The following is a 15887-nucleotide window of genomic DNA, read 5'->3' on the forward strand; positions in this document are numbered from 1 at the left end:
CAAGTTGTCCTCGGGGTGCTTTTTTATGATGAATCAGAAGCATACAAGTAGTCGTTCGCCGAAACAATTGAAGTTGCGAAAAAAAACAAAAAGAGGTCTATACTTAGATTGGCAACAGACACCTCAGGAGGTGATTATGCGTACCATGGCATTAACACTTGGCCTTTTGAGCGTTGTGATGATCAGTGGATGTTCTAGCACGCAAACGGCAAGTTATGAGCAACGACTGGTGGTAGACAGAGAGTATATGGCAGCTGTGGAAGCCGCCTCAAAACGCTCGATAACCCCGGCAAAAATATACTGGGTAAACCCACCTACCAAGTATGTAGTGACCAAAACTGAGGGCGAGCAGCCGTAATAAGCCGCGACTCGCCCATGAGCCGTGACACGGACGTCACGCTTTTTCTTCGAACCGTGCTTCGATGGCGCGGTGCAATTCTTTTTTTCCGCCTAGTTTGAAGACCACTTCGGCAACGACAAATAACGGCCCGATGGCAAGCCCCATCAGATCGTCAACGAAGGCAGGCTTGCGACCTTCAAAGTAATGTCCGATAAACTGAAAAATCCAGCCCACTACGAACAGCCCGATACCCCAGCTCAGCCAGGCGGCAGTGGTCAGACTGGCAACTTCATTACCCAGCAGCACGGTTAGCGCCAGTAGCACCGCCATGAGCACACCCATGGTGAGATCCAGTTTCAGATAAAATAACGATGCCAGCACGGCTACGACCACTGCTGGTGTGATAAACCAGCCGTCAAACGTCCAGTAAGGTCGGGAAAGCAAAATCTGAATAGCAATAACAATCATGGGTATGCCTGCCAGATGCGTTAGAATATTACGCTGGTCGCGATGGTAGGCGGCATACTCTGCCAGATGATCTGTGATAGTTTTCATAAGCTTGCTCCCGTAGAATTCTGCTGTCACTATGGACGTTTGCCATCTACTATAAAGACAAAACAAAAATAAAGGAAAGGCTATGCGCGATAAACTGGAACGTCGCTCATTTATCTTGTTACTCATTGCGGTAAGTATCGCCTTTGGCTTCATTCTTGAACCGTTCTGGGGCGCGATTTTCTGGGCCTGTGCGGTGACCGTTATTTTCTCACCTCTGCAACGCTGGATGCTGACAAAAATTGGTGACCGGCCCAATATAGCAGCGCTACTCACCTTATTTATTCTGCTGGCTATTGTGGTGATACCGGTTATTTTGCTGACTTCAGCTTTTGTCAGTGAGGGTGTTCAGTTTTATCAGCGTGTAGAAGCAGGTGAGATCGATCCCCGTGCTATTGTGCAACGCTTGCGCGATGCTTTCCCCTGGTTTGATCAACTGCTGGTAGAGCTAGGTGTTGATACCAGTAATCTGCGTGAACGTATTTCCCAGGCGCTGGTCAGTGCCAGTCAGTTCCTCGCCAGAGAAACCCTCACTATAGGCCAAAATACCTTTAGCTTTCTTATCAGCCTGGCACTGATGCTGTACCTGACGTTCTTTTTATTACGCGATGGCAATGCCTTAATTAAGCTCATTATTCAGGCCCTGCCGTTGGGAGATGAGCGCGAGAAGGCCTTATTCAATAAGTTTGCAGAAGTGACCCGTGCCACCGTCAAGGGTAACCTGGTGGTGGCGATCGTGCAGGGCGCCCTGGGGGGCATTATTTTCTGGATACTGGCAATACCCGGTCCACTGTTATGGGGAGTCATCATGGCCTTTCTGTCACTGATACCGGCAGTGGGCGCGGCGATTATCTGGTTCCCGGTCAGTCTTTATTTGTTTGCCACCGGTGACTGGATAAGTGCGACCGTATTAATTGCTTATGGCGCGATTGTAATCGGTCTTGCAGATAACCTGTTACGACCCATTCTGGTCGGGCGTGATACCAAGTTACCCGATTATGTCGTGCTGTTCTCAACCATTGGCGGTATTGCCTTATTCGGTATTAATGGCTTCGTTATTGGCCCGCTGGTGGCGGCGCTGTTTATGGCGACCTGGCAAATCTTTATGAAAGACTTTAGCGGCGAGCCGTAAGGCTCGCTACCATTTTATAGCTGTGGGCGCCGGTAGCCGTTGGTAAGTCCTTGCTTACTGAATAACCACTGCCAGACCTGGAGGTCACGTGCGCGGAAAGCGCCTGCACAAGAGAGTAAGTAATACCGCCACATGCGGAAGAAAGTCGCATTGTAGTGCTGTTCTAACTCAGGCCAATGCTTTTCAAAGTTGGCGCACCACGCCATCAGGGTAGGATCGTAGTCGGCACCGATGTTGTCTACGTCCTCAGCGCAGAAATGATTGCGCGAGGCACTATCAATATGCGCCAGGCAGGGCAGTTCGCCGTTGGGAAAAATATAGCGACTGATCCAGGGGTCGGTGCCCCGCACATCGCGGTTGCGGCCAATGGTATGTAATAAAAACAAACCATCGTCGCGAAGGCAACGCGCGGCCACTTGCATAAAGTCGCGATAGTTTTTCTGACCTACATGCTCGAACATGCCGATGCTGACCACCGCGTCGAAGGGCTCATTAACCTCGCGGTAATCTTGTAAACGAAATTCAACCGGCAGGTCCCGGCAAAGCTGCTTACCCAGCTCAACCTGCTCTTTTGACACAGTGAGCCCGACGCAGCGCACTCCGTAATTTTCGGCGGCGTATTTCATAAAGCTGCCCCAGCCGCAACCGATATCAAGTACCCGCATACCGGCTTTCAATTGCAACTTGCGACACACCAATTCAAGCTTGTCGCGCTGAGCGTCCTCGAGATTGTCGGCGCGCTGCCAGTAGCCGCAGGTGTAGACCATACGGGAGTCAAGCATGGCCTGATACAGCGTGTTGCCAAGATCATAATGGTACTCACCCACCTGAAACGCCCGGCGCCGGCTCTGGAGGTTCAAAAAACGCGCCTTCAGGTGCTGCCAGAGTAGTTTGGCCGGACGTATCTCGTGACCAAGCTTCGCCCTTAAAATACGGTGAAAAAACTCGTCTAACTGCTCGCAGTCCCAGTCACCACGCATATAGCCTTCGCCGAGCCCCAGATTACCGCGCGCCAGCGCATCGTTCAGTACCTCGTGACGGTGCACTTGCATGTCCCAGGGGCGCGAGCCATTGATTTGGATATCAGCGCGTTGCAGCAATTGAGCGACATAGCTTTCTGTATGCATACACTCTCCGTAGTTTTTTGCACTAATTGTAGCTAAGCTTTAAAAAAACGCAGCTAAGTGCTCTAAAATTCTAGCTTAGTTGTATTCGTTCTAGACTTTTAAGCTGTCAAAACGTAATGTTTTGGCTCCGAATCAAGCGAGGTAACCCATGCGCTTTACCATGATAATTCTGTTGTGCGGTCTGTTGCTGGCCGGCTGCTCTACGCCCGTCGAACGTTTCCCCGCAAGTGATCTGACGCGTAGTAGTAGCGTTGAATTTATGCGGTCTTATGAATTGTCGCGTACCGATGTTGAATTTATCAGTATGGGCGAAGTGTATGGTGAATCGTGTGAACGGCTTTTACTTGACGGACATGCATCGCAGGAAGAGGCCATGATTGCGATGAAAATTGCAGCTGCTGACAAGCAAGCCAACCGGATTATTTTAAAAAGCTGCCAGCAGGATCAAAAAGGTAATTGCAGCGTGCGCTGGCGTTGTACCGGTGAGGCCTATCAGGCGCGTCCATTGCAGTAACCGTCCATTGCAGTAACGAAGGAGTAGTCAATGCGTTTAGCACAACGTCCGACCGAGTTGATCGGACACACCGACATGATTCGGGTGCGTTCTTTGTCTGAGCTTACCGGTTGTGATATCTGGTTAAAGCTGGAGTCGCAGAACCCCGGTGGCTCCATTAAAGATCGTGCCGCGCTGCAAATGATTCAGGACGCTCTGGCGAGCGGGGAACTGGAACCGGGCATGACCGTCGTCGAGGGCACTGCCGGGAACACTGGCATTGGGCTGGCCATCGTTGCCCGCTCCTTTGGCTTGAATATGTTAGCGGTGATGCCGAACGATCAGTCGCCGGAAAAAGAGCGCATGATCAGTTTGCATGGAGCTGAGTTAAAAACCGTCGATCCAGTCCCATTTCGTAACGAAAACCATTTTTACCATACCGCGCGCAGACTCGCCGAAAGCCGCGATGACTACTGGTGGGCGAACCAGTTTGAAAACACCAGCAATGCCCGTGCCCATTACCTGACCACCGGCCCTGAAATTTGGCAGCAGACCGATGGCGCTATCGATATTCTGGTGTCAGTGGCGGGCACCGGCGGCACCATCGCCGGCAATTCCATGTACTTAAAAGAGCGCAATCCTGACGTGCAAGTCTGGTTAACTGACCCGGACGGTTCAGGTATTTACAGTTATCTTAAGCAGGGCGAGTACATTGCCCAGGGTGGCTCTTTTACCGAAGGCATTGGCATTATGCGCCTGGTTGATAACTTCAGACAGGCCGAAGTGGATGCGGCTGTGAATCTGCCGGATCAGGACTTGCTGGCATTATCGCGCTTTGTCCGTGAGCAGGACGCGATTGTCCTTGGTAGCAGTTCGGCACTGAATCTGGCCGGAGCTCTACAAGCCGCGGCGTTGCACGGGCCGGGTAAAACCATCGTAACCTTTGCCTGTGATTTAGGCGAACGCTCGGCGAGCAAACTTTACAATGAGAAGTACCTGCGCGAGCGTGGCCTGAACCTGGAGCTGGAGCCTATTTTTGACATGTACGCGCGCTATCGCGAACAAGGCGACAGCGTCTGGTACAAGCAGGATTAAGCTTCGCTGCTTTGCGCAAAGCTGAGTCGCATACGATAGCCATCGGCATGACCGGGATAGTAATCGGGCAGTAGCTCAGTCACTTCAAAATCATAACGGCGATAGAGGTCTATCGCCGCTTTATTATCCACTTTAACTTCCAGCGATACAGCCTCAGCGCCTTGCTCGCGAGCGTAGTTGAGCGCATGTTCAAGCAACTTGCGGCCGACTCCGGTACCACGCGCCGCGGCCGCCACGGCAATCGAGTACAGTCGCCAAATACGACTGTTTTTGCGGGTCAGCAACAGGCTATAACCTACCAGTTGCGCGTTATCGGTGTCGCGCATGACGAACAGATGCGTACTGGCGCTGGTGAGAAAGCGACGAAAACTGCGACGGCCCAGTTGACTGTAGCTGAACGTTGCCGCTTCTAACGCCACCAGATCATCTAGATCACTCAAGCTGGCGGCGGTTAACTGCTGTGCCATTACTTCTCGTCCAGGCGACGGGCAAAGTCACGCATGATAATGTGGTATAACTCATCACCTAACAGCTGATCTTCGACGCCGGCATCAATCGATGGGTTATCGTTAATCTCGATAATCACCGCACCTTTGTTGGTTAGCTTCATATCGACCCCGTACAGGCCATCACCAATAAGGCGAGTCGCCTGCAGGGCGGTTTTCACCACATCTTTTGGTACCTGATGCACGCCAACAGTCTCAAAGCCGCCCGATTTGCTACGACTGGTCGAGCTGGCGTGGTTGTATATTTGCCAGTGGTTACGCGCCATAAAATAACGACAGGCATAAATTGGCCGGTTATTCAGTACGCCGATGCGCCAGTCAAACTCAGTGCGAACAAATTCCTGCGCCAGCAAAATGGTCGATTTTTTGAACAGCTCGGCGGCGATCGACTTCAGCTCATCGATATTTTCTGCTTTCTCGACACCAATCGAGAATGAACCGTCAGGAATCTTCAACACCACCGGATAGCCAAGACGCTCACCGATGGCATGATAATCAATGCTTTGCTGGCTCAACAGCAGCTCGGTGCGCGGCGTCGGAATTTTATGTTTATCGAGCAATTCCTTCAAAAAGACCTTATTCGCACACTGCAAAATAGAATGCGGTGCATCAATCACCACCATACCGTTGGCTTCTGCTTTTTTTGCAAAGTGATAGGTGTAGTGATTAATCCGCGTGGTTTCACGAATGAACAGTGCGTCAAACTCAAGCAAGCGGTTGTAATCATCAGCAGTGATCAGTTCCGCCTCAATGTCAGCTTCTTTCGCCGCTTTGATAAATTTCTGCAGCGCTTTTTTGTCACTGGTCGGAATTGGCTCATCCGGATCATGCAAGATCGCCAGGTCATAACGATATTCTTTCGGTGCCCGGGCCTTGCGCCAGACCCGCTTACTGAAACTATCCAGTGCGTTACCGAAAAACGTTTGTTCGGCGTCATCAAGCTCAGCCAAATGACCGGCAACAATATTGGTAATAAACCAGTGGCCCTGATGACTGAATTCAACCCAGAGAATCGGGCACGGATAACGATCAAAAATCTGCCGCGCGAAACCGCTTAGTTGTTGCTGTTCGGTCTGACCAAAGCAAATAAGCACCCGTTGTGTAGCGCCGGTTTCCTGTTGACTCAGATATTTGCTGATCTGTTTATCGGTATTGGCCGGTAGTACTAACTGATAATGCGAAAAATTGGCCAGGTCATTAATCGTTGAGACTGAAGGCAAGGCACGCTGGCCACGGGCTTCGGCCAACAGGCTGACGTAGTAACCCGTTGATAAATAACTTAAGTCGCCACACAAATTTAAAATCTGCGCCCGCGTATTCGCATTTTGCTGAAGCAAGTATTCGCTCGCGGTGACAATGGACTGGCTAGGGTAGTAGGGCTGCCAATCGGTAATATCATCAAGGATGATCAAAGCTGTATTTTGCATAAAAACTCCGCACTAAGATTGCGCGCATATTTACGGCTAAATTCGGGAAAATACAAGTAAAATCTTCAGTCAGACTTTACAAAAAAGGTTAGCAGATAAAATCGAGTACGCTATTCTTTAAACTAACAAAATTAAGGTAAGGAGAACCTGAATGCTCACTCTGTTGGCACGCTTACTGCGCGCCTTAAACTCTGAAACCGGCCCCTGGGCATTGGCCATTGCGTTTGTGCTGGGCATGATCATGGGCTTTACCCCGTTATGGCGAGTACATAACCTCGTTATCTTACTGATTGCCTTGCTGTTTCGGGTAAATCTTTCAGGTTTTATTTTGAGTTTTGTGATTTGCTCAGGGCTTGCCTATCTGCTCGATCCGCTGTTTCATCAGGTGGGCTTTGCCATCCTTTCGGCGGAGAGCTGGCAGCCAGTATGGCAAAGCATGTATAGCTCGGCGTTCTGGCGCGTCGTTCAGTTTCACCACACTATCACATTAGGCAGTTTGGTAGTAAGTCTGGCCTTTGCCCCGGTACTGGCGGTGATGAGTTACTGGGTTATCAGTCAGTATCGTAAGCGCATTCAGGCTTGGTTTAATCGTCTACGCTTGGTGCAGGCGCTGAAAGCCAACCGGTTTTGGGCCATCTATTCTGACTTAAGAGGCTAATTTTATGGAACAGCATACCGTTCGACGCAGTGCCTTCCGGTGGCCAGGTCTGGTGGCATTCTTGATCATTGTTGTGGTGATTGCAGCGTTCTCGTGGCTGTTACTCGATACCCTATTGAAGTGGTCACTGGAGCGTACGCTTGGAACCCTTAATGGTGCCGAGGTAAACATTGCGCAGGTAGAGCATCAGTGGGTACCGCTGAAAGTCCGCATGACAGATATTCAGTTTACTGATCCGGCGCAACCTGACTACAACCGCGTGGCCGCCGCTGATGTTTCCGGTGAGCTGAGCTGGGAACAGCTTTTGCTTGGCCGTTTTCATTTTGAAGAGGTGGTTAGCACCGGCATTCGGGTACATACGCCACGTGAGACTGCCGGCGAGGTTTATCAGTTACCCGATAAGTCACAAATGCAGGATTGGTTCGGTCAGGGCATGGAGTCGTTGCAACTATCGATGCCTTCTGTTGACGAGGTAATGGAACGCGTCAATTTACGCACGCCGGATGCGATCAGCGAGGCCAAAGCAAGTTTTGAAACCGAAAAGCAACGTATTGAAGCAGTGCTGGAGCAACTGCCGAGCAAGGAGCAATTGGCCGATTATGAAGCGCAGGTAAAGCAACTGACGGAAGGCGATATCTCAACCCCGCAGCAATTACAGCAGCGCCGGGAGAAATTTGCCGAGTTAAAAGAACAGTTCAACGCTGATCGTGAAGCCATTATTGCGTTTAAAGAGGTGGCCACCAGCGCGGTGGTTGAGCTGAAAGCGCAAATGCAAAAAGTCAAAGATGCCCCACAACTTGATTTGCAACGGGTCAGTGAGCTAGTGCAGTTGAACAGTCAGGGTCTGAGCGAAATCACCGCGGTATTATTTGGTGAGCAGGCACGACGCTGGGCGGACTATATGCTGCTTGCATATGAGCAACTGGCGCCCATGCTGCAAAGGTCAGCTGATGAAACCGCACTCCAACCGCCAAGAGGCGAGGGTATCTGGTTCTCATTTACCGACACTGACGCGCCGCCGGATTTCCTGATCAAAAAAGCGCGCACCGAGTTTGCTGTTGGCCCAACCGTGTTAGACGTCAACTGGGAAAATATTACCCATCAGCATCAGCAATTGGGGCAGCCGACCGTGTTCCATGCGCGTGGCGAAAACACTGCGTTGTGGTCACTGCTGCAACTCAATGGCGAATTAGCCCTTACACCAGAAGGATTCGATGCACGACAACAATGGAAGGTACAGGGGGTAAACCTTGCTCGCACCGCGCTTAGCGAACGCAGTGAATTGGCGGCGACCATTTTATCGGCCTTACTGGATAGCGAAGGCAATATTGCCCTGCGCGATAGTCAGTTTGATGGCCAGGCAATTCTACGGCTGGCAAATATGACCATTGAGGCAGACGCTGAAAACCAGTGGACGCAGGTGATCGCCAAAGCGCTGGAAAGTTTAAAGCGGCTTGATATCAATGCTGATATCAAAGGTGCGCTCATGTCACCTGATTTTAAACTTAGCTCGGATTTGGATCGCCAGTTAGGGCAGGCGCTGAAATCAGCCGCGATGGATGCCGCAAGCAATGAGTTAACGGATTTACGTCAACGACTTAATTCTCAATCCAGCGGTTTTGTCAGTGAGTATCAGGACGAGCTCAGCGAGATTGCTGGCATGCTAAGCAGTGCAGAAAATCGTGAAGAACGTTTGCAACGGCTGCTTGAAACCAAGTTACAGGAGCAACTGGAGAACAAGTTAAAAGGACGGCTGAAAGACCTTATTGATTAAAATGGGGCGCCGCAGCGCCCCTTGTTCGTTAGCTGATTGGCTACTCTGTTTCCAGAAAGGCTTCGATGCGACTTGCTTTACTCTGAATACTAAACAGACCATCAAGATGTCCCCAGACCCCGTCAATTTCGTCATAGCCCGGTGTTTTACCTTGTTGTTCAAGCAGGCTAACTGCTTGCTGTGCCAAATAAGGCTGTAACAGCAGATCTCTTTTGGCCGGTAAAAACAAGGTTTTGGCTTTCACCTTGGCAAGACCCGACGCAAGGTCACCTTCATGACCGGCAATAAATAGCTGATTGGCTCGTACCAGGTAAAGTAAGTGGTTACCATCGGCGAGAGGCGCCCGCTGCGCCGCGTTGGCAAATAGGAAATCAAGTACCGGAGTACTGTTGAGCACACTCTCAAGCGCAGGTTCAGGCAGGACTTCTGGCTTAGGTGCACGCATATTCATGCTCACCGGGTGCATGGCCTGCTGGGTAATCATTGCCAGTGTGCTGGTAATACCGGTCAGTGGCGCCTCGGCATCGTAGTAGTCACCATTGTTAAAATTCGGGTCGTTTTTAATCGGACGCGCCCAATGTTCCAACGTCATAATGGTCCAGGCGTCCATGGCGCCGGCACCGATCACCGATACCATGCGCTCAACCATGTCCGGGTAGGCAATCGACCACTCGAGCGCCTGCAATGAGCCCATTGATGCGCCGATCACGGCATGCAGTTGCTCAATCCCCAGACTGGTCAATAAGCGGTGTTGCACGTTGACAAAGTCACGAATGGTGACGACCGGGAAGTCCAGTCCGTAAGGCTTACCGGTTTCAGGATTAATAGACGCAGGGCCGGTAGTGATGACGTTCGGATCATGAGGGAAAGCATTGACCAGGGTATCTGAGCTGATCACGAAATATTTATTGGTATCGATGGCTTTGCCGGGCCCAATAATGCTGTCCCAGTACCCCGGCAGGGCATCGTCACCATTGTATTTGCCGGCAGCATGACTGTTCCCCGAGAAAAAGTGCGTGATCAGAATTACATTATCTTTGGCTTCGTTCAGCTCACCGTAACTTTCCCAGCCAATGGTGACTTCAGGAATAACCTCACCGCCGAGCGTTTCAAAATTTTCAAAGCTGAAGCTTTGTTTTTCGACCAGTAACGGCTCTGACGCATCTTGCGCAGCAGAGCCAGCACTGACAATCAATGAAAAAAGCAGCGCCACAAAGCAAGTCAGACGTTTCATAATGGGTTCCTGTTAAGTGTCGGAAGACTGTTCGATGAGATAGTTAGCATACTTCTTACGTAGCTCATTTTTCACTAATTTTCCAGTGCCGGTATGGGGCAATGCGTCGACGATAATAATGTCATCGGGTGTCCACCATTTGGCAATTTTACCCTGCATAAATTCATACAGCATGGCTTTATCCAGCTGTTTGCCCTTGTTGGCAACGACCAGTAGCAGTGGCCGCTCATCCCATTTCGGGTGTTTAACGCCAATGACGCAGCTTTCATTTACGGCAGGATGCTGGCTGCAGATATTCTCAATATCGAGCGAACTGATCCACTCGCCGCCACTTTTAATGACATCTTTTTTTCGATCCACTACTTTCATGTAGCCGTCTGGATCAATGACCGCGATGTCACCGGTTGCCAGCCAGCCGTCAGAAAAAGTATCAGGGTCGCTACGCTGAAAGTAGCTGCTGGCAATCCATGGCCCGCGCACCCGCAACTCACCGCTGGTTTCACCATCGTGCGCAAGCGCCTGACCATCGGCGTCAACAATTTGCATTTCAACGCCAAAGCAGGCGCGACCTGCGGTGGTCTGAATGCGATAGCGTTGCTTTTTAGGTAGCTCCATCAGACTGGGTTCAGGTGGCGCCGAGCTGGCCAATGGACCGGTTTCGGTCATTCCCCAGATAGGCTGCCAGAATACGTCGTAATTTTCGTCAAAGGTCTTTACTAAGCCCAGCGGTGACGCTGCCCCACCGACACAAACCCGTTGCAGAGACGGCACTTGTGCTTGTGTTTCGTTTAAGTAATTGTGCAGTGTCAACCAGATGGTTGGCACGCCCAGGCCCACGCTTACCTTCTCTTGCGTAATCAGCTCGTGCATGGCGCCGCCGCTCATGCCACTGCCCGGTAATACCAGCTTGCTACCGGCCAATGGTGCGGCGTAAGGTGCGCCCCAGGCGCCAGCGTGATACATGGCAACCATCGGCATCAAAACGGTGTCGCCGCGCAGATCCAGCAGTTCAGCACTGGCAGTCGCCTGCGCGTGCAATACCATGGCACGATGCGAACTTAATACGCCTTTAGGATTGCCGGTAGTACCTGACGTATAACAGAGCAAGGCCGCGCTATCTTCGTGCAAGGCCGGCCAATCATACTTTGTAGGCTGCTCTGTCAGTAACTGCTCGTAGGCGAAGAGGGGTTGCGTTACCTGTGTCAGTTCGGGCTGCTGCACATGGTCGGCAAGCACCACGATACCTTTGAGCTGCGGTAGGTCTTTTACCACTTCGGCGGCAAGTTCAGCGAAACAGGCGTCGACAAACAGCCAGCTTGCCCCGGCGTCTTTCATGATCCAGGCGATTTGTTCGGCCAAGAGACGCGGATTCACCGTATGTAATACGGCACCAATGCCGCTGACGGCATAGTAAAGCTCAAGGTGACGATAAGTATTCCACGCCAGTGTTGCAATACGATCACCAGGTGCAATTTCGAACGCTTGCAAAGCGTGAGCCAGTTGGCACGTGCGGGCGTAACAGTCGGCATAGGTGTAGCGATGAATATCACCTTCAATGCGGCGGCTGACCACCTCTTGTCGGGGATGACGGCGCGCGCCGTGACGTAACAGGTCAATGATCAGCAACTGGCTTGGTTGCATGGCTCCGGGGTAGGCCGGAGCGCGTTGTTCAGTCGTTTCAAACATATTACCGCCTTCGCTTAAAACATATTAAAGAGAGCAATCGCAATACTTAGTCCGATAAACGGTACTACCACGGTCACCGCCGCAACCGGCCAGTAAGCAGCCTGATGCGTTTCGTTACAGATGGCGCGGATGGTCGTTACCACGTAGCCATTATGCGGTAATGAGTCCAGCGCGCCGGACGAGATGGCCACGATCCGGTGAAGCTGATCAGGGTTAACGCCCTGTTCCAGGTAGTGGGGGCCAATTTCCGGTAGCGCAATCGCCTGACCGCCAGAGGCAGAGCCGGTAAGACCCGCAATAACACTTACCGCGACCGCGGCGCCGACTAACTCATTACCGGGCAGGCTGGTCATAAAAGTCACCGCATCAGCAAACGCCGGCGTCACTTTAGCGATACTACCAAAACCCACCACTGCCGAGGTGTTACCAATGGCAATCAGTGCGCCGGTTGAAGCTTCACCGATGGCTTTGGAGATATTCTGGAAGTACTTCGCATTAATAATAGCAATGGCCAGAACGCCGCCACTAAGGGCAATGATCAGAGCATTTTGCTTAAGTTCCTCATGAAACAAAAAGCTGAGCGTCAGTACCACAATCAAGGGGACCAGGCCGCTGATGGGCGACGGCAGCTGGCGCTCCACCAACAATGGGTCATTGGCCCGTTGTTCAAAGCTTTCACCGCGATGCACCGCAGCTTTAATCATTTTCGTCAGCCACCAGTAACCGATCACGAACATAATGACGGCAACCACCAACGAGACTTCCCATGCAGCGTAAGGTGACGTGCCCAGGTATTGAATCGGAATCCAGTTCTGAATTTCCGGTGACCCCGCCGAGGTCATAGTGAAAGTAACGGAACCGAATGCCAGCGCGGCCGGAATAAAACGCCGCGGCAGGTTGGCGTCCTTAAACAGCGCCAGCGCCATCGGATAAACTGAGAAGGCGACGACAAAGACGCTGACACCACCGTAGGTTAAAATGGCACAGGCCAGTACCACAGCTAAGACCGCCTGCTTCTTGCCCAGTTTACCAATAATCCAGTGCGCAACGCTGTCAGCAGCGCCGGTGTCCTCCATGAACTTACCGAATAACGAGCCGAGTAAGAACATGAAGAACCATGCCGCGACGAAGCTGGCGAAGCCGTCCATATAGGCACTGACAAAATTAACGTCGCCCTGAAATAAGGGCACACCACTGGTAAGGGCGACAATGACGGCACACAAGGGTGCGCTTATAAACAGGTTCATGCCGCGTAGAGTCAGTACAATCAACAGTACCAAACCACCGACCAATCCAATCATGCTTAACATGCATTACCTCTTTCTTATTATTCTGATGGCAACATGATGCGTGAGAGCTTGATGATTTTACATAGTACTAACGTACAGAATACAAATCAGATTCTTTGCGCTAGGGTAACCATGCCATAACGAAAATTGTGCTACGACAGCACGTAACAATAAACAATAAAAGTACAACAATAACAGTTACCGGGAGAATGACATCATGAGTCAACCCAAGTTCCGACATTCCTTGCTTGCGCTGGCCGTCGCGTCAGTGGTGAGCTTACCTGCTTACGCGCAGCAACAAGAGCAGGCCGACGAGAATGAAGCCACGGCGTTAGAGCGGATTGAAGTCACCGCGCGGCGTAAAACCGAAAGTCTGCAAGACGTACCTGTAGCGGTGTCGTCATTCAGTGCCAGCGACCTTGAAGAAGTCGGTGTTGAAGATATTACTGAGCTGCAACAACGTATTCCGAACGCTACCATTCAGGTCAGCCGCGGTACCAACTCAACGCTGACAGCCTACATTCGTGGTGTCGGTCAGCAAGACCCGTTATGGGGTTTCGAGCCGGGCGTGGGTGTTTATATTGATGATGTCTACATTGCCCGGCCGCAAGGCGCGGTACTGGAAGTTTTTGACCTCGAGCGTATTGAGGTTCTGCGTGGGCCGCAAGGTACGCTCTATGGTAAAAACACTATCGGTGGTGCGTTAAAATATGTCACCAAAGAGCTCACCGGCTACGATGAGCTATCGGTGCAAGGTACGGTTGGTAGCTATAACCAGCGTGACCTGAAAATCTCTGGCCAAACCGCTTTAAGCGATAACTTTTACGTAGGCGCTGCCGTTGCGTCATTGCAACGCGACGGTTTCGGTGAATACGTGAATACTGGTCAAGAGAACTATAATAAAGATCTGCTGACCTATCGTGTTTCAGCCAGGTGGCTGATTAATCGCGATATGGATCTGAAATTCTCGTACGACAAAACTGAAGATGAGTCGAACTCAAAAGGTGCGCACCGCTTACAGACCAGTCTGGTCACCGGTCAGGAACCCTACGAAGATGTATATGACTCCAATACCGCTATGCCAGTTGATAACCTGGTTGAAACAGAAGGCTGGTCAGTCGTTTACAACTGGGATATAGATGCGAACTGGGGCTTTAAGTCAGTTACAGCGGGCCGCGAAGGTTATACCGACACTAACATCGACTTTAACGCCACGGGCGAGCCGATCTTCATGGTACCTGCTATCTATGAAGATGAGCAGTTTACCCAGGAGTTCCAGGTTACTTACACCAATAACAGCAACTTCGACTTTGTCGGTGGCCTTTACTACTACGACGGCGAAGCCTGCGGTGTATTTGGTACGGTGTTGCCGATGTACCTGGCAGCATTTGGTGGTGTAACCGTCGACAACGGTGGCTGCGTGCAGACTGACAGCGTCGCTGTTTATGGTCAGGGAAGCTACCAGCTCAACGATGATTGGAGTCTGACCCTGGGCGGGCGCTACACCCGTGACGAGAAAGAAGCCAATGTTTTCCGCTTTACCTATCTTGGCGTGCACTATATAAATCAAGCCGGGCTGGAAACCCCTTATGATCCGGACCAGGTACTCAATGAGTTTGGTCAGCCGTTCTCAGTTAACTCTGACTTCACGAGTGGCGGTGACTGGAGTCGTTTCTCACCACATGTGGCACTGAACTATCAGGCCAATGATGACGTAATGTTCTACGGTAGCTACAGCAACGGCTTTAAGTCCGGTGGTGTTGATATGCGTGGCGACAAGTCACTGAACCCGACCATCGACGAGCCTTACGATCCGGAAATCGTTGATACCTTCGAGTTTGGTATGAAATCAGAATTGCTCGACGGACGCATGCGTTTGAACAGTGCCATTTTCTACTCTGATTACCAGGACATGCAGGTGACCGTACAACGTGTCGTACCTGCGGGTATCTCATCTCAGGTGCTGAACGCCGGTGAATCAACAGTGAAAGGTTTTGAAGTTGAGACCGTCTTTGCTGCGACTGAAAGCCTGAACTTCACCGCGATGTTAGGTTATATCGATGCTGAGTTTGACTCTGTGGTCTACACCGAGCCAGCGACTGGCGAGACGACGGATGTCACCGATGCCTGGTCGTTCCAGAATACGCCGGAACTGACTTACAACATCGCTTTTGATAAGACCTTTGAGTTTAGTAATGGCCAAATCGTCTGGTCAGGTAACTATGCTTATCGCGATGACACGCAAATGTTCGAGGCTCCATCACCTCTTGATCAGGACGCTTATGGTCTGGTCAACACCAGTGTTGTCTGGTACTCGAACGGCGGTCAGTGGAGTGTAGGTCTGCATGGTAAAAACCTGACCGACGAAGAATATCGTGTCGGTGGTTATAACTTTGGTCCTACCTTTGGCGATGACGCGGTCGTTTCCTACTACGGCGACCCACGTACGGTTTCGCTGTCAGTGGGGTATAAGTTTTAAGCTCCCTGTAATAAGTGGTTACTCACATTCTGTGGGTAACCACTGACTTTTCTTCCTGGACGCGCTAGCATGGTCATCAGTTTACACCAATCAAC

At 51.2% G+C, this 15887-nt stretch carries 14 protein-coding genes; 7 read left to right on the forward strand and 7 right to left on the reverse strand.

All coding sequences use genetic code 11. The features are described 5' to 3' along the window. Window positions 1-25 precede the first annotated feature (25 nt). The gene (locus CWI71_RS09970) at window positions 26-358 is read left to right on the forward strand and encodes a hypothetical protein (protein WP_241967704.1); all 333 of its coding nucleotides are present in this window, start codon (window positions 26-28) and stop codon (window positions 356-358) included. Window positions 359-394: 36 nt separating this feature from the next. On the opposite strand, the gene CWI71_RS09975 is transcribed toward CWI71_RS09970, so the two are convergent. Then, window positions 395-895, reverse strand: coding sequence for an Mpo1 family 2-hydroxy fatty acid dioxygenase (locus CWI71_RS09975; protein ID WP_126755121.1), 501 nt, complete (start codon window positions 893-895; stop codon window positions 395-397). An 82-nt stretch (window positions 896-977) separates the two neighbouring features. Between CWI71_RS09975 and CWI71_RS09980 the strand changes: the two genes are divergently transcribed. Continuing rightward, on the forward strand, window positions 978-2024 hold the full coding sequence (locus CWI71_RS09980) for an AI-2E family transporter (RefSeq protein WP_126755122.1): 1047 nt from the start codon (window positions 978-980) through the stop codon (window positions 2022-2024). A gap of 14 nt (window positions 2025-2038) precedes the next feature. Here CWI71_RS09980 and cfa read toward each other — a convergent pair whose 3' ends face one another. Then, window positions 2039-3151, reverse strand: coding sequence for a cyclopropane fatty acyl phospholipid synthase (gene cfa, locus CWI71_RS09985; RefSeq protein WP_126755123.1), 1113 nt, complete (start codon window positions 3149-3151; stop codon window positions 2039-2041). Window positions 3152-3299: 148 nt separating this feature from the next. Between cfa and rcsF the strand changes: the two genes are divergently transcribed. Both rcsF and CWI71_RS09995 read left to right on the forward strand, forming a co-directional pair. Then, window positions 3300-3665 carry an Rcs stress response system protein RcsF gene (rcsF, locus tag CWI71_RS09990; RefSeq protein ID WP_126755124.1) on the forward strand — a complete coding sequence of 122 codons (366 nt, stop codon included), beginning with the start codon at window positions 3300-3302 and terminating at the stop codon, window positions 3663-3665. 30 nt (window positions 3666-3695) lie between these two features. After that, entirely contained in the window at window positions 3696-4739 is a 1044-nt protein-coding gene (locus tag CWI71_RS09995; RefSeq protein ID WP_126755125.1) for a cysteine synthase A, read from the forward strand. Here CWI71_RS09995 and CWI71_RS10000 read toward each other — a convergent pair. Together CWI71_RS10000 and CWI71_RS10005 are read right to left on the reverse strand one after the other, a co-directional pair. Beyond that, window positions 4736-5206, reverse strand: a complete 471-nt coding sequence (locus tag CWI71_RS10000) for a GNAT family N-acetyltransferase (protein ID WP_126755126.1) — start codon at window positions 5204-5206, stop codon at window positions 4736-4738. The two genes, CWI71_RS09995 and CWI71_RS10000, sit on opposite strands and share 4 nt — an antisense overlap. Continuing rightward, window positions 5206-6672, reverse strand: a complete 1467-nt coding sequence (locus tag CWI71_RS10005) for a RimK family protein (RefSeq protein WP_126755127.1) — start codon at window positions 6670-6672, stop codon at window positions 5206-5208. Before CWI71_RS10005 ends, CWI71_RS10000 begins: the two co-directional genes overlap by 1 nt. 151 nt (window positions 6673-6823) lie before the next feature. On the opposite strand from CWI71_RS10005, the gene CWI71_RS10010 reads away from it, so the two are divergent. Both CWI71_RS10010 and CWI71_RS10015 read left to right on the forward strand, forming a co-directional pair. After that, window positions 6824-7330, forward strand: a complete 507-nt coding sequence (locus CWI71_RS10010; RefSeq protein WP_126755128.1) for a TIGR03546 family protein — start codon at window positions 6824-6826, stop codon at window positions 7328-7330. A 4-nt stretch (window positions 7331-7334) separates the two neighbouring features. Beyond that, window positions 7335-9104 carry a TIGR03545 family protein gene (locus tag CWI71_RS10015; RefSeq protein WP_126755129.1) on the forward strand — a complete coding sequence of 590 codons (1770 nt, stop codon included), beginning with the start codon at window positions 7335-7337 and terminating at the stop codon, window positions 9102-9104. Between the two features lie 40 nt (window positions 9105-9144). Here CWI71_RS10015 and CWI71_RS10020 read toward each other — a convergent pair whose 3' ends face one another. The 3 genes from CWI71_RS10020 to CWI71_RS10030 are packed head-to-tail and all read right to left on the reverse strand — an operon-like array spanning window position 9145 to window position 13334. Then, the gene (locus tag CWI71_RS10020; protein WP_126755130.1) at window positions 9145-10338 is read right to left on the reverse strand and encodes an E22 family MetX-like putative esterase; all 1194 of its coding nucleotides are present in this window, start codon (window positions 10336-10338) and stop codon (window positions 9145-9147) included. 12 nt (window positions 10339-10350) lie between these two features. Then, window positions 10351-12024, reverse strand: a complete 1674-nt coding sequence (locus tag CWI71_RS10025) for a long-chain fatty acid--CoA ligase (protein WP_241967706.1) — start codon at window positions 12022-12024, stop codon at window positions 10351-10353. Between the two features lie 14 nt (window positions 12025-12038). Further along, complete coding sequence (locus CWI71_RS10030) at window positions 12039-13334, reverse strand: GntP family permease (protein WP_126755131.1); 1296 nt, start codon at window positions 13332-13334, stop codon at window positions 12039-12041. A 196-nt stretch (window positions 13335-13530) separates the two neighbouring features. Between CWI71_RS10030 and CWI71_RS10035 the strand changes: the two genes are divergently transcribed. Then, window positions 13531-15792, forward strand: a complete 2262-nt coding sequence (locus tag CWI71_RS10035) for a TonB-dependent receptor (protein WP_126755132.1) — start codon at window positions 13531-13533, stop codon at window positions 15790-15792. The last annotated feature ends 95 nt before the right edge of the window (window positions 15793-15887 follow it).

Origin of the sequence: Pseudidiomarina insulisalsae, assembly GCF_003987065.1 — a bacterium.
Taxonomy (GTDB): domain Bacteria; phylum Pseudomonadota; class Gammaproteobacteria; order Enterobacterales; family Alteromonadaceae; genus Pseudidiomarina; species Pseudidiomarina insulisalsae.

What these genes read in the sequence shown, in the direction of transcription:
- CWI71_RS10030 (WP_126755131.1), bottom strand. Translation starts at nt 13,334, where the DNA reads ATGTTAAGCATGATTGGATTGGTCGGTGGTTTGGTACTGTTGATTGTA.
- CWI71_RS09970 (WP_241967704.1), top strand. Translation starts at nt 26, where the DNA reads ATGATGAATCAGAAGCATACAAGTAGTCGTTCGCCGAAACAATTGAAG.
- CWI71_RS10000 (WP_126755126.1), bottom strand. Translation starts at nt 5,206, where the DNA reads ATGGCACAGCAGTTAACCGCCGCCAGCTTGAGTGATCTAGATGATCTG.
- CWI71_RS10035 (WP_126755132.1), top strand. Translation starts at nt 13,531, where the DNA reads ATGAGTCAACCCAAGTTCCGACATTCCTTGCTTGCGCTGGCCGTCGCG.
- CWI71_RS10015 (WP_126755129.1), top strand. Translation starts at nt 7,335, where the DNA reads ATGGAACAGCATACCGTTCGACGCAGTGCCTTCCGGTGGCCAGGTCTG.
- CWI71_RS09980 (WP_126755122.1), top strand. Translation starts at nt 978, where the DNA reads ATGCGCGATAAACTGGAACGTCGCTCATTTATCTTGTTACTCATTGCG.
- CWI71_RS09995 (WP_126755125.1), top strand. Translation starts at nt 3,696, where the DNA reads ATGCGTTTAGCACAACGTCCGACCGAGTTGATCGGACACACCGACATG.
- cfa (WP_126755123.1), bottom strand. Translation starts at nt 3,151, where the DNA reads ATGCATACAGAAAGCTATGTCGCTCAATTGCTGCAACGCGCTGATATC.
- CWI71_RS10020 (WP_126755130.1), bottom strand. Translation starts at nt 10,338, where the DNA reads ATGAAACGTCTGACTTGCTTTGTGGCGCTGCTTTTTTCATTGATTGTC.
- CWI71_RS10025 (WP_241967706.1), bottom strand. Translation starts at nt 12,024, where the DNA reads ATGTTTGAAACGACTGAACAACGCGCTCCGGCCTACCCCGGAGCCATG.
- CWI71_RS09975 (WP_126755121.1), bottom strand. Translation starts at nt 895, where the DNA reads ATGAAAACTATCACAGATCATCTGGCAGAGTATGCCGCCTACCATCGC.
- CWI71_RS10010 (WP_126755128.1), top strand. Translation starts at nt 6,824, where the DNA reads ATGCTCACTCTGTTGGCACGCTTACTGCGCGCCTTAAACTCTGAAACC.
- rcsF (WP_126755124.1), top strand. Translation starts at nt 3,300, where the DNA reads ATGCGCTTTACCATGATAATTCTGTTGTGCGGTCTGTTGCTGGCCGGC.
- CWI71_RS10005 (WP_126755127.1), bottom strand. Translation starts at nt 6,672, where the DNA reads ATGCAAAATACAGCTTTGATCATCCTTGATGATATTACCGATTGGCAG.